Annotated in this window: 7 protein-coding genes and 1 pseudogene; all 8 read right to left on the reverse strand. The window is 56.4% G+C overall.

Going from position 1 to position 14,332, the window contains the following annotated elements; translation table 11 throughout:
- Positions 1-166: 166 nt before the first annotated feature.
- On the reverse strand, positions 167-2,173 hold the full coding sequence (locus tag R3F07_12015) for a DNA methyltransferase (protein MEZ5277099.1): 2,007 nt from the start codon (positions 2,171-2,173) through the stop codon (positions 167-169).
- Between the two features lie 16 nt (positions 2,174-2,189).
- Positions 2,190-5,165 (reverse strand): AAA family ATPase, encoded by a 2,976-nt coding sequence (locus R3F07_12020; protein ID MEZ5277100.1) that lies wholly within the window; start codon positions 5,163-5,165, stop codon positions 2,190-2,192.
- Positions 5,162-6,337, reverse strand: coding sequence for a metallophosphoesterase (locus R3F07_12025; GenBank protein MEZ5277101.1), 1,176 nt, complete (start codon positions 6,335-6,337; stop codon positions 5,162-5,164). The genes R3F07_12020 and R3F07_12025 overlap by 4 nt, the downstream gene beginning before the upstream one ends.
- A 9-nt stretch (positions 6,338-6,346) precedes the next feature.
- Positions 6,347-10,087, reverse strand: a pseudogene (locus R3F07_12030) (DUF6079 family protein).
- On the reverse strand, positions 10,084-10,566 hold the full coding sequence (gene brxF / locus R3F07_12035; protein MEZ5277102.1) for a BREX-3 system P-loop-containing protein BrxF: 483 nt from the start codon (positions 10,564-10,566) through the stop codon (positions 10,084-10,086). The pseudogene R3F07_12030 and the gene brxF overlap by 4 nt, the downstream one beginning before the upstream one ends.
- 380 nt (positions 10,567-10,946) lie before the next feature.
- Positions 10,947-12,305, reverse strand: a complete 1,359-nt coding sequence (locus tag R3F07_12040; protein ID MEZ5277103.1) for a VWA domain-containing protein — start codon at positions 12,303-12,305, stop codon at positions 10,947-10,949.
- Positions 12,306-12,540: 235 nt separating this feature from the next.
- A complete protein-coding gene (locus tag R3F07_12045) occupies positions 12,541-13,575 on the reverse strand; it encodes a hypothetical protein (protein MEZ5277104.1) in 1,035 nt (344 codons plus the stop codon).
- Between the two features lie 147 nt (positions 13,576-13,722).
- Positions 13,723-14,082, reverse strand: a complete 360-nt coding sequence (locus tag R3F07_12050; GenBank protein ID MEZ5277105.1) for a helix-turn-helix transcriptional regulator — start codon at positions 14,080-14,082, stop codon at positions 13,723-13,725.
- Between the last annotated feature and the right edge of the window lie 250 nt (positions 14,083-14,332).

Raw genomic sequence — 14,332 nt, forward strand, 5'->3', positions numbered from 1 at the left:
CAAATGCTTCAGATGAGTACGAATGAAATCCCATACACCTTCTTCAGTTTGCGCTTCCCTTCGGAAGCGCTCTTCAAAGCCGCCGTTTGGTTTGTACGCCGAAATGACAAGATCTTGTTTGACCGAAGTAGGATTCGAGAATGACTTTATGCCCCCATGTTTCTTGTCAAGAGACGCGACATTGGCAACTACAAAACCAGCATCCTGCAAATGTAGATTGAATAGAATTCCAGACACTCGCTCTGGAATTTGAGAATTCAACAGTAATCCATCCTCCCGCCCTAAGTGCTCGGTACAACACTTTGAAACAGTCTGCCATCAAAGCCTGATATTGAATCAATGTCTTTTTCTGCGCTTCATTTGTTATAGCTTCCTCAAGTTGATTTGTTGTAACGCCAAGCCAGGTTTCAGTAATGAAATTCAACTCAGAATACATTAGGTTTCCGCCAAAAGGAGGATCAACAAACACGTAATTAATGCAGCCTTCGGGAAGGCTTACAGAAGATCCCGATTGGCTCGAAATAACATTTCTGCTGTTTTTCCAACTAGATTTGATTCTCCTGTCCTTCAGAAGCTCTAGCGCACTCTGTTCGACAGATTCTGAAGAAATATAGAGCGTTCCTGATAGTGGTCCGTTAACCCGGCCATTTACATTGTGATTGTTGATAATGAATCGGTTTAGCTTTGTTGCATTGCGGGAAATAAACGAAGTCAGTATCCACCTTTCCTTAGGCCTAAGACGATCCCACATAGCGGATAGCATCAGTAAATTCCTCTTATGATAAAAATGGTGAGTATGCGTTATCCCCTCATGGTACCCGGCTCTCCACGAGTCACCCCATTGACTACCTTTTCCAAGAAAAAGCTTCGTTGGAACAGCTAAATCAAAGTCGAGTGATTCAGTTTTCTTTGCCAAACACTTATCGTATGAGTTTGTACGTCTGCGAATTTTTGATTTTCCTTGAAAAAAGCAAACATAGGCAGGCTCAGATTTGGGCTGCGAAATCACTGAAGACAATGTATGGTCGAAACGGTTGGAGAGTTCTTTCTTTGCAGTGCTCTTGCTGACGTTCGCTCCACATTGCGGGCAGTTGAAGGCATCTAGGGCCTTTCCTTCGCCTACAAGCATTGTGTGGTCGAACGATGATAAGCCTGCACTGCAATTGTTGCAGATTAGAAAATCGGTCCATACAATAAAATTTAATTTTCTAATTCGGATGAGACTATTGCTTACGCCGGCTCTTGCGCACAATGAATTTTCTGACGACAGAAGATCTCTACATTCTTTTGGTGTTGTACACGCCTCTAGCTGTTCGTTTATTTTCTCTAATTCGTCATCTGATGCACCTTCAATAGTTGAATGCATCCAGCCCAGAGAACTCTCAATTTCTCTATATAAAGCCGCTATTGTCTTGCTGACGGCTTCTGCATCCATGTCGTCATTGAAACGCGAGGCGATGAAGGTAGCAGCCGATGACAGATCATTTAATACCGCCTTACGAGCACCCAACTTTGAAAACGGGCGCCAAACCTTATTACTATTTTCATCCATTTCTTCCCGCAAAATGGTTCCATTCGGCTTCACCTGGTAGCCGAGGGACCTGACCACTTCGACGTCACCACACATCTGCGCAGCGACACCTGTCATGCCGGATCCACAGAAGCCGTCTAGTACAATGTCACCAGGTTGCGTGTAATGTAAGATATACCGCATGATGGCCTTGTGCGGCACCTTGGTGTGGTAGGAGTGCGCGTTGTAGATTGGGTCGTTCTTGCCCTCACTCACGTTGGCCGCAAAGGGTTCACGGGGGTAGTGATTCCCTACGGGTGTTTCGGATTGTTGCGTCTGCCACTCGATGATGAAATCTACGATCCACGGATTAGGACATGCCGTGTAGTATGGCGGGTCCGAGAGTGCCAAAATGTCCTCGTCCTCCCCATGAGGAAAGCCATCGATTCTGCGGAATTCAGGATCCTTCAGCTTCTTTGCCAGTTCTCCCAGGAAGTAATCCCGGCGCGCGTCATCGTTCGGGAACTTCCTGCCGAGGCATTCGACCGGCTGGCAACTCTTGGCGTCCAGTTCTTCCTCGTAGGACCTCTCGATGAAGTCCTGCTGCCCGGAGGGGTCTCGAAACATCATCTTGGTCGATTCGGTTTTCTTCTTCCTCGGCATAAAAAACTCCTGAAGGCTACTCTTTGATGGCGACGCTCCCACCACGTCCTTTGCCGGGGAAAATCCGGCCTTGAGCTAATAGCTGATCCTTTGCGGCGATGTACTTCGCATCGTCCCATCCAAGCTGGTCGCGCAGGGAGTGGTTGCCGGACCTGCCACCCATTTCCAGCAATACGGACAATAAGCGGTCACAATCTTCTTCTGACGCATCGGAGGCAGTCGGCGCTGCGGCAGATGTGGGTTCGTCGCCATTCGGAGACGGCACTTCTGACGAGGACAGCGCCTGTGTTGCCTCCCGCGAGAGAATCACCTGACGGGCCCCGAGTGCAGCATAGTCCGAAGGGTTGCAAGTCAGCACGATGACTTGCAGGCCACGCGTTGCTCCGAGGTCCAACATCCTCTGCAGGACTTGAACCCTTTGGGGGTCGGAATAGGCAAAGGCATCATCGAATACGACCGGAAGAACCCCATCGTGCTCCGCGGCGAGCAGTTCGGCGATGGCCAGGCGGACCGCCGCGGCGACCTGCTCGCGGGTGCCCCCGCTCAGGGCATCAAACGCCGTGGCACCTGCCTGTGAGGATCGCACCAGTTCGATAGCTTTGAACGCATTGTCTTCAAAAGTGACCACCGCACGGGCGTTGGCACCGAACAGGCATTGCAGGTAGCCAGTGACCTTGTCCGCAAGCGGTTGAGAAAACCGATCAGCCAGGGCCTGCTGCTGTTCCTGGAAGAGGTCGTCAAGCAGGGCAATCGCAGACGCTTTGCGTGAGACCGATTGGAAATGCTCGCGCGCGGCATTCAGCCTCGCTTCGGCCTGGGCGAGAGATGCCTTCGGGTCCTCGGTGCCGTCCGAACGAAGCGTGGCCTGACTGACCGCCTTCGCGGTCTGAGCGCCTTCCCGTTGCTTGTTGGCTTCGTTTATCGATCGCTCCAGACGATCCCGGTCGGAAGTCAGCAGAGCGGGTTGCAGCTCTTCCAGTGCCTTCTGCGTCTTCGCGAATTCCTGCTCGGTATCCGCGAGGGACTTGCGGGTAGCTTCGATCGCTTCGCCGCGGCTAGCATCATCGCCATGATTCTGCAGGAGCAGGTCCAACTGCGCTTCGGACCCCGTCAGAGTTCGTTGATCCTCAGCGATACCCTCACGCAGAGTCGATAGCTGTCCGTCCAGCTCGGTCATCTGGCCATGGAGTGCGTCGCGCGTGGCCTTGAGACTGCTTTCATTGCCTTCCGCGTTCTGTACTGATTCGTCCTGCGCGTCCCGTAAAACCCTTGCCGCGGCCAAATTCTCGGGTGCATCGAGGGATTTGACGTTCTCCAGGCGACGGGTCACTTCGGCTTCCGCAGCGGTCAACTCGTCCTTCGCTGCTGACTGGGCATCCGCGGTCGCCTCGGGGTCCAACTCCTCAAGCGTCGATCCAGCACCGTCGATCTTCCCGCGCAGGTCCTCTCGCGCTGCGACGACCTCCGAAGCGCGCTTGGTCGATTCAATCCCATACTGGTCCAGAGTGCTCTGGAGCCGCACATTGAGCGAGCGGGCCGTCTCGCGAGCTTCACCCAGGCTGTCGCCGCCTCCGGGATGAATACGCAGGCATACGGAATCACCGACGTTTACATCGGTGGCCTCCGCGATCGTGCGACTTCCGCCGGTCTCAAGGGGCTGGTCCCCGACCCGGACCGCCTGGTCGGCTGAAACGATCTCGATTTCGGCAGCCATGGCATTGAGGGCGGCCCTGGCTTGTCCAAGCTCACTTTCGATCGCTTGGATCTCCTCGAGAGCATCCCTATCGATCTCGGGAAGTTCTGAGAGTCGACTGCGGTAGCCATCGATGTCGCTCTGCAGGGCCCGCACACGATCCAGACGTTTCTGGATTTCATCCAGCCTGGCCTGCTTCTCATATACGGACACGTAGGCTGTGGCCAAGTCGCGCCCGAGCCGCGCGTTTCGGGTGCCGATCTGGGCATCCTGTAGTTCGCGGTCGGCTTCTCCCGCGCGTTTGCGAAGGTCGGCGATTCTGGCTTCAGCTTGCGCGAGTTCCTCTTGCTTCGGCTTCAGGGCATCTTGGAGTTCGTCGATGCGTTTCCGTAACTCGACGATACTTTCCTCGGTCGTCTCCAGGGACCCCAGCTTGTCCTTCGCGGTTACGACGGTCGCCTCTTGCTCCCGCTCCACCTGCTGCAAGCCTTCCGCCTGCGAGATCTTCTCTCTGACTGCCTGCTGTTGCTTTCGAAGTTCCTCAAGATCCGATGCCGTGCGATGAAGGGTAGCTTCCGCGGTTTCGTAATCGCTCATGGCCAGCTGCAGCTTGCCCAGGCGTTCGGATGCCGTCGTATGGAGGGTTTCAGCTTTTCTGAGCTCGGTCTGGGCTCTTTCGAGATCGGAGCCGGCCTTGGCGCTCCCGGCCCTTACGAAGGTCTGCTCTCGTGCCTTGGCAAATCGATTGGCGACCTTTGCATCCAGCTCCGACTGCATGGCAACGGATCCGCCCGTGTCCTGAAGCCGTTGGAGTAATTCGGTCTGCTGCGATGCGGCGTGTTCCGCCGGGTTATCGCCACTCATGCCCTGCCAGACCCAGAGGTGGGCCCATTGCTCATTGATCTTGCTGGCAGTCGACCTGCCGGTGGCATCTTCACTGCCGAGGAGAGAGGCAAGCTTTTCCTCCGCGTCATCGCCCTGCCAACTCTGGCCGCCAACCTCCGAGAGCTGGGTGGTGCCGCTCTGGCCGCTGAACCGTTTGCGCAGCGTGTAGGTATGTCCACCCGCTTCGAAGGATATTCCAACCTCGGGGTGGCCCGCATGGAGGGTCGAAGCCATCGACTTGTGCATGGCCCCGGTTCCCTTTGCCTTGAGGAAGAGACCTCGATGGACAGCTTCGATGAACGTACTCTTCCCGACCTCGTTGGGCCCGCCAATCAGTGTCCTGAGTGGATCGAATTCGACCGTTAACTCGCGGTGGAGCCGGTAGTTGCGCACGGCTGCGGAGAGCAGCTTCATGATCCTGCCTCCTGCATGCAGGCCGCGTGCAGCTCGCGCAGAGCGATGCGAACCACCTGCGCATCCTCGTAGTCTCCGGTTGCACGTTGGACGAGCTGCCCTGCCACGTTGGCAATCAGGGGGTCTGATGCCCGTGTGGTGAGCGCGTCGATCTCCGTCTCGGTAGGCGCAATGCGCGTCTGGTTGGTCAGTTTGAGCCTCAGAAGTCTGGCATCAAGGGATTCGAGAATTTCATCCAGGCGGGCGGATGCTTCGATGCCTATCGAGCCAGTGAGGGTCAACTTGAGCAAATCCTCGTTGGCCCGCTGCGCAAGAATTGCGGTAAGGCGGTCCTGAAACTCGCTCAATGAAGAATCATCTGAAAAATCGAAGGAGGCATCATTCCATCGAAGGCTCGCGGTAACCTTCTTGACAACCTGGGGAAGGCCGCCGCGTTCCACCTGCACCAAAAGGATATTTCCAGGGTCGTGGTCGCCGCCCTTGGCGAACCGGTCCAGTTCCGGGGTTCCTGCAAACCAGGCCTTGGCGTGCACTTTTTTTGTGCCATGCCAGTCGCCAAGCGCGAAAAAATCGATCTCGGCGTCCGGCAGTCGTGCGAGATCGATCAGGTTCCCGACTGCGCCGACCTCTTCATCGTCATCCCATTGACTTGAAAAAGCCTGGGTACTCCCATGTCCGATGACGATACGTGGCTTGCCGGGCGGCAGAGATGCATAGACTTCCGAGTTCCGCAGCCATTCGGTGGGGTCTGCGGCCACACTGCGGCGCAAGAGCGGACACGGGAGCAGAATCGCTGTGCCGCAATCATGCGGTGTGGTCTCAAGCAAAACCGTCAGATTGGGAGCCAAAGCCGCTTGCTCGCGCTTGAAGAAATCTTGATTCCACACGCTTCCGGGTCCGCCGTGGTCGTGGTTGCCTGGAATAACGAAAACCGGCAGGCCCATCTGCCCGATGGCGCTGCATGCCGCTGATACGGTCGATTTGTCCGCACTGGGGGAGTCAAACAGATCGCCTGCGACCACAACGAACTCGGCGTTAGCGTCCTTGGCGACGGCATCGATACGCTTGATCGCCTCGGTCCGTGCATGCTGGACCAGTGACCGTTTGTGCTCGTCACGGATTCCGGCAAAAGGTTTGCCGATCTGCCAATCTGCTGTGTGGAGAAACTTCATTGAGGGTGACTACTCCAGGACGATCCTCACCTTGCCGACATCCTTGCCCTTTGAAAGTTGAGACAGGAATTCCTCGAACCGCTTCTTGAGCTCATCCGGTGTTGCCGGTGAGCCACCTGTCAGAAGTGCCTCCTGAAGCGCAACCATCTTGACGGGGATCTTGATCAGGCCGGAGAGAACCTCCTTCAGGGCGCCGATGAACGCTGTGGACAACTCATCGGGCAATTCGCCGGCGGCAATGAAGTCCTCGACCAGTTTCCGAGACTTTGGCTTCAGCAGCGCGAGGTTCTGCTGCGTCACTGGGTCGGCCAGGTTCTCGAGAAGGGCCTTGCTCCAGTTTTCGACGAGGGTGTCAAGCTCGTCATCCATCTGCGCTAGAACCTTGCCGGCTGCGATGGTCTTGGGTTCGTTGATGGGCCGATAGCCGCAATGCTCGCAAACGGGACTGGATTGCAGTTCATCCTTGGTCAACGCGAAGCAGCTGCGGAGTGTGGTGGCTAACCGATTCTGAAAGCCGGTTACCTGTCCGGCCGGCATGAGATCAATGGTCGCCAGTTTCTGGAGCTTGGCGAGTCGCTCATCCTTCAACAGCGCAGCTTTCTTCTTGTCGTCGTTGACCCCCAGGCGGGCGGCTCGGTGGAGGTCCAGGTAGATCTGGACGTAGTCGCTTTGGAGCGCCTTCATAGCTTGGGTCGACTTCTGGCGGAAGCCGGAAGCGGTTCGCTTCTTTCTATCGGAGATGTCCTGAAGGAGTTTCGTGCGAGTATCCCTCATGCGCGTGACCCAGTCATGCTCCTCAGCGAGTGTCATTTCCGCCTGCGAAAGATGGGTGGCAACTCCTGCCAGTTCACCAACCAGTTCCTGAATCGATCCCAGCTCGGTCAGGGCAGCGAGTCCTTTGCTTTGCTCCTTCACCTCGTCCGCGCCGTAGCGGAAGTTCTTGAGCTTGCCGGGGGTGGTATAGACTTGAAGCGACTCAAGAAAGGTCTTGGTGGAATCAAGCAGGCCGCGGTAGTGGTCGCGCTCTGCTTCAGACAAGATGTTCTTGTTCCAGAAAGGGAAACCCGTCTGGATCTGTTGGTCCGCCAGGACCAGTTTCTCGACACGCTGCTGGACAACCTTCTGCAGTTCCTGGACCGGCTCATCCTTTCCTTGCGTGATGAGCTTAGCCATGCCTGGAGCGAGGTCCAGCAACTCGAACAAGGCCTTCAGGGCCGGCAAATTCCAGTCTTTCGGTCGTTCGACATGTTTGAAGTTGATGAGATCGTCCATTGCGGTCGATGCCATCAGTTCCAATCCGCCGGCATCAAACTTGCCGCCAGGGATCGCCAGCACGGAATGACCCGAGTAGATCAAAGCGGCGAGAAGCACGACACACCATTCAGGTTCCAACCGGTACGCATCGCCTGCCATGTACTCCACACCATAGATTTCCTGAATGATTTCCTTGCGGTTCATCACCTGCCCGTGCCCCTTCTTGGCCAACAGGTCGATGATGAACCTGGCATACCGGCTATCCTCAGGATTGAGCTTGTCGCCATCGAGCAGCTCAAGGGCATCCAACACAGCGCTGCCCTGCTTGGTTTTGCTGATGCCGGCGATCCATCGGAGGGCATCTTGGGCAGCTTGTTCGCGATTATCCTGCGTGATGAGCACGTTAAAGAAGGGATACTCCTTGGCCTGCTCCTCGAAGTGTGGGCCCAGGCAGTTGGAAGCGACGGCATTTACGAGGTCGCGCACATTGGCTCCGCCGGGCAGTTTGCCGCCCTTCAGCCAGTTCACCATCTTCTTGCGATGGCCGGCATGGCTGATTTCATAGGCCGAAGTCATGTGTTCCTGGAGCCATTTCACCAAGTCCCGTAAGTATCCGTCCGCCTTGGAGACGTAGGTCGATTTCGCGTGGCCGGTTGTCTTGCCTGCCAGGTCTGTGGAAGCAGCGAAGAATAGAAGCGCGCGGTTGAATTCCTCGTCTTTACCTTCCAAATGGATAAACAGCTCGTCATCTTTGCGTTCGTCCTTGAAGGCCGGTGGATCGAAGGGCTGGATGAAGTAAACGTAGAAATCGCGGGGCGGAACAGCGGTGGACCGTTCGTTTGGTGCCCCAAAGAACAAGTACCCTTTTCTGGATGCCTTGTGCTCAGTCCATTCGACCTCATGTTCCCAGATTCGGTATCCGGTTACATACGTCTGATCGGCGCACTCCATGACCTGCTTCAGCGCCTCGTAGTAGTAGATGTCGAGCTGGTTCTCATCCAGGCTGTCGGCCCGCTTTTCGATCAAGGCGTCGTAATCATCGATCTTCTTCAGGTCGAGGTAGTACTGGCTGTTCTCAGGATTGCTCGAAATGAATTGACCACTGACGGTCTTGTGCACTTCGCGCAGGACCGTGACGACCTGTGACAGCAGATCATCGGCGGGTTCGCCGCCGAGTCCTTCGATGCCGGGTTGGTAGAGACAGAGTTGGTCCCGAAGTTCTGTCGGACTGGTTCCGATCTTGTTGTAAATATCGCCGGTCGTAAGGCGGTGCACCGAAAGAGCATGGATGATGCGAAGCGCCATCTCTTTATATGCCGGCCGGGAGAAGGACTGCTGGACTTTGCCTTCCAGCACCTTGCTGCAGTCGATGACGGACTTGATCTCCGGTACGGACCTGAAGGACGGGTTCTCACGCAAGGACTCCCAGTATCGGTCATAGGCAATGAGCCCAGGACGGTCCGCCGGAACGGTGTCACCCAAGGTTCTCTTCATGGCGCCAGACAGGGACCGCAAGACTTCGCGTTTCTCGGCGAAGGTGATCTTCTCGAAGGTGTCCGTGTAGTCCGGGTGCACAGGGAACATCGCCACGAATTCATCCATGCGCTCGTTCATACCACTGTAGAATTTCGCGAATGGCGTGAGGTACTCCTCAACCTGGGCCCGCTGGGCCTGTGTCTTCTTCAGGAGCCTTTGGGTTACCACGTACCGAATGTCCTTGCTGGCGATGTGGACCTGCTCAAACCGGGCTTTCACCCGGCGAACCTCCGAGGCGACAAACGCGAAACGCGGGCTCTAAAAGATGGCTTCCTGGACGCCTGCCATGAATCGGAACTTGAGGTCCTTGCAGACCTCGCCCACCTCCCTGAGGAAGCCCAGGTCCGCGATCAATGCCTGCTCCTTCTTCGTCCGGAGGTAGTCGAGCAGCTCGTCGACGACGATAAGAAGTCCTTGATTGGGGTATTTCTCGTGAAAGGCGGACATCATGGCCTCAAAGCCGGGCTTGTTGCTGTGCGCCTTGTCTGTTGACGGGAACTTGAAATCGATACCCTCGCTACTGAGAAGTTCCTCCAGTTGGCTGACAAGGATGTCGCGCAACGACATTGTGGTGTGCCCGATCTCCGTCCTGACGACCTTGAACCGGCCGGAGATCCGGTCTACGCCAACGTAACCCTTTGCTTCGCCCTTCTTGTCCACCTTGAGAGCGTTCGGATCGATCAGGGCACCCTCCAGTTCACCATGTTCGGCCAGCCCGGATATTACCGACATCAAATGGCTCTTACCCGTTCCGTAGTTGCCGACTACCAGCAGCCCGCGGTTGTCCGCAGGTTGGTCGAACTGAAGATGTGGGAAAACCACCCCGATCAGGCGCTCAGCCATCTCTTCAGAGATCACGTAGGTGGAAACCAGCTGCTTGGCCTCGTCCAACTTGTTGGCATCTCTTAGTTGGATGACATCTTCGATTGGATCAAACTGAATTAGGTCAGCGTACTTCATGCTTCTTTTCCTTCCGTGGTGACATACACAAAATCGACTTCAGAAATTGGGTAGTGTTGGTACTCTGGATGATCGGGTTCGGCGTAGTCCAAACTGTTCTTGTCGATGTGGCCGTTCCAAGTTGCCACGATCGTCTTGGTGCGTGACAGCTCCTTAAGGACCCGCAACGGGTCGAGCTGAAGGGTCCGATCGAAAAGGATCTCGTTGTTGTCCAAAACGACTGTATCGTCCCCGGCGTCCTTAATCAGGTCTCGCAGCACTGTGAGAGCTTGGAGGGATCGCTGACGTCCGGTCAGGTTCAACATCTGCTTGGAGAGCTCAAGATTCACATTCAGACAGGGGCAGGGATGACTGATAGCGACCCGCCTAACAGCCCCGGTCTTGCCAGAGCCGGATGGCCCAACCACTAAAACGAGCCGATGATAGAGCGAGGTTGCGTCATTTATCGCATCCGCTACCGTCTGGTCAATTCGGTGCATCTATGGAGATTCCTCTTGATTCAGCAGTTCGCTAAGGCTTGGAGGTTCTAGCAGATCGTTCCTAACGTGGACCGAAAACGGGGGGCTTCTGGGTGCGTTCGCGCCACGGGTATGCCCAAGTTCGTTTCTTGTCAGGAAACAGTCCATTGGTTCGCCGGATCTGCGTTTTCCCATGTCAGTGCTGTTTTCATCGAATCAACTGGAATCAGATTGATAATGAATCGGTTACGGGCAATGAAAATACACAGTCCGCCAATCCACGGACGGACCATGCCAATTGCGGCACAATGGCCAGTGATCCTAGCAGAATGTGCCAAGAGAAATGACCGACTAGATACTGGAATCCTTGGGGGCAGGCTGGGGCCCCTTTGGCTCCTTACCTAGACTGTATTCTCTGGATCGGCCGGCTCCGGTGATATCGGCTTTGGGCGTCTCTTGAATTCCGGCATCGACTCGTCCGCCGACCAGTGCGAACTGCGGCGCAGGTTCTGGTAGGAGCTGCTGGAATAGAGCATGGACTTTCGCGAACTCCGGTATGTGCCGTCTTCTTTGATCTGCGCGAGGGTTCGGCTCAGGAGGGCGAGGGCGTCTTTGACCTGGTCCGGGTGACCGTAGGCTTCGATCCGCTGGATTCCGTCCGTGAGAACCTGGCGGGCTTGCTCCACTTCACCGCGGTCCCGCAGGGCCATGGCTTGTTCCACGATTCGGGCGGCTTGGGGTGGGGTGATCCAGGACAGGGCGGATTCATTGACCTTCACGTCGGCGGGGCTCTGGGTCGGGCAGATTCGGACCGTATGGGTCTCGGTGACCGATGCGATCCCGCTTTCCTCCACCCGGTCGTAGAGCATCTCGGCCTCGACCAATCCTTCTCCTTCGAGGCTGGCTGCCGGTCGGCCGGGTGCGATCTCAGGGATGGCAAGGACGTCGAGTTGAAAGACGGCGGCCATCTTCTCGTCAGCCACGAGGTCGCCCAATGCATATTCCTGTCGGCCATCGGGCAGGGCCAAGCCCTCCCGTCCGCCGAGAAAACGAATACCTTCAACGAAATCCAGGGACTTCAGTCGCACCCTCAGGTTCATGACAACCGTCTTCTGGAGGCCATCGAGTTCTGCCTCGAAGATGGCCGGCAGCTTCTCCGGCGAATTCGCATCGTAGAACTCGCCGTTGGTGACTCGAGCCAACCTGGCCAGGAGATCCTCCACGTAGGAGGGTCCAAATCCGAGGCAGCTTGTCCGTATCCGTTCCATTTCTAGTCCCTGTCCGACGATGCCGGCTACCTGGTCGGGGTCAGTAATCCCAACGTTCAGTTGGCCATCAGATAAAAGGAGCAGGCGTCGCATGGTGCCGGTGGGTGCCTTTCTGAGCTCATCGCGCCCGAGCATCCAGCCTCCAGTCAGGTTGGTGCTGCCACCAGACTGAACTGTGTCAATCCTCTCCATGGCCGCTGCTTTGTCCGGGATCTCGGAAAGGGGAATGACCGTTCGGGCGGAATCGTCGAAGGTCACGAGGGCAAAGAGATCGCCCGTCCGCAGATTCTTCACCGCGTTCTTCGCCGCTGACTTTGCGGCTTCAAGCGGTGGTCCGCTCATCGAGCCGCTGCGATCAATCACGATGGTGAAAGCGGCGGGTTGCGGACGGGTCAGAGTGGATTCGGGCGTTTCAAATAGAAGCGCGAAATGGACAGGTTGTGCCTGATTTGCGAGGATGGCGTGGTAGTCGAGTGTGATCGTTGTTTTCATGGTGGATCTGCGGTGAGATCGCTTTCGGCGTCCAACTTAAAGTGCGGCCCTGCGCCACAAGGCGTAGGATCAGATGTCGACTCCAGTTCCCGAAGGAGTCTCCAGAAGCGACCGAAGGCTTCTTCGGCACTGGTATCGGATTCGGGGATGGCCTTGATCTCGTCCCAGAATGCGGTTTCGCGTTCTGGTGTCAGTTTTTCGAGTGGGTCTAGTATCGGGTCCATAGCCATTCGGATCAGAACTTGCCTTCCTGGACTGGACGTTTTCCGGCCGGACCAAGATGGGTGACGGGAAGCTCGTCCAGAGCTAGAGTCGTCTGGTCCTCATCGGATCGGTGCTTCTTGAACGACACCAAGCCCTTGAGCTTCGAGAGGGATTCCGTGGCCTTAACACCGGCGCGCTTGTCATCGTAGTAGTCGAACCATGGGAGACCGGCCTGAGCGTAGTCGCGGGCCCTTATCGGCTTGTGAGGAGGTTTCTCGCCGGTGATGCTTTTCCACTGAGTCGAGTTCAGCAGATGGACAAATGTCCGGCTTCGTTGGCTGGTGTCCCAGTCCTCCAGTTGGAATCGATCGCGGTAGATATGTTGACGCATCCGGCCTCCAGGTGCTAAGCCCATCTTTCTTTCGCCGGGTGAGCAATTAACCATCATGCGGTTTAGGGCCGACCGGGCATAAACGATGTCTTCGTGCCGAGGCCGTTTTGGGAAACGTCGTTCAAAGACTTTCCGCTTCATTGGATAAACCTGGATTTGGAGTCCGCCGTGTTCCGCTTTGCCAGTGATCTGCTCCTCTGCGGTGACGCCGGTTCCGAGAGGCGCAGCCACGAACTGGCGGATGATACCTTCCTCCACGCAGTAGCCGTCCAGCCAAGGCTGGCCGGGGACGACCAGATAGTTCTGGGTATTGCGCAGCAGTGTGTCGGTCCAAGGCTCGCCGGTGACGGCGCAGACTTTACCCGTGCCGATCTGAATCGCGAAAGGATACTCGGTGTCGTGATCCCGGACGAAGGATCCTTCAAATCGGATCCAGAGAGCTTCCGACTGATAAATGGGCAGGATGACGCCTCCCTTACGAACGTCGGCCGAATCAAGGACGTTGGTGTGGTCTTCAGTGTGCCTGAGCGGAAACTGCCCAAGTCCGGGTGGCAGGGGATAGTCCTTCCCGTCATCTGGGATACGCAGGGTGCGCCGGAAGTTGATGGAGAGCTTCGCCTTGGGGTGCACCTCGGGGAAGCGGATTTCGAGTTGGTCGTGGCTTAGTGTGATCATGGTGGTGGGGCGAGCGAGGCGCTCGCGAAGATAGGAGATGGGAGATGGAAGATAGGGAGGTCCGGGAGGGAAATGGTCGAAGGTCTGAAGGTCGAAGGTGGAATGGGCCGGGAAGGGTCAAGAGGTCGGACGACAGGGGACGCGGCGTCACCAGTCACCGTCGCGGACCTCGCGGACGAGTTTGAGGAGGGCGTTATCGGGCATTTTGTTGAGCTGGCGGATAAGCTCGCCGAAGAGTTCTGGCTGCTTGCGAACCGCTGCCTGGACCTCTGCCGATACCTTTCCGGCCATAGCCAAAAGAGCGTCGGGGTTCACTTCGAGCTCCTTGGCCAGGGCAAGTAGCTTCTCTTCACCTGGGGGAATATCTGTACCGCGTTCAATCCGACTGAGGTACGATGGTTCCATGCCGATCCTGCCGGCCACCTGACGGAGGGAATATGATCGACCCCTCTCGCTGCGGAGAGCTTCGCGTCTTTCCCGTAAAAAGGGTCCCAAGAGTTCTGGCATCTACTGTGTAGTAGATACTGCACAGAAGATGCAGTCAATAGAATTTGGGGTTATTCGAGAGGGGAGAACGAAGCGATGCGGTGGGGGCTCGCAACACCGCTCGGATTATGGTTCTGCCCGAAAAATGATCCATGGGGAGCAGGCAGTGGCCTATGAGACCTCGCTCTCTAGGCAGAGCCGAGGCGAATTCTACCTTTGCATCACGGCAGGCAAATCACAGGCAGGCAGGACGTGGCAGCAAAACGAAAGT

The organism is Opitutaceae bacterium (genome assembly GCA_041395105.1).
Classification (GTDB): Bacteria; Verrucomicrobiota; Verrucomicrobiia; order Opitutales; family Opitutaceae; genus B12-G4.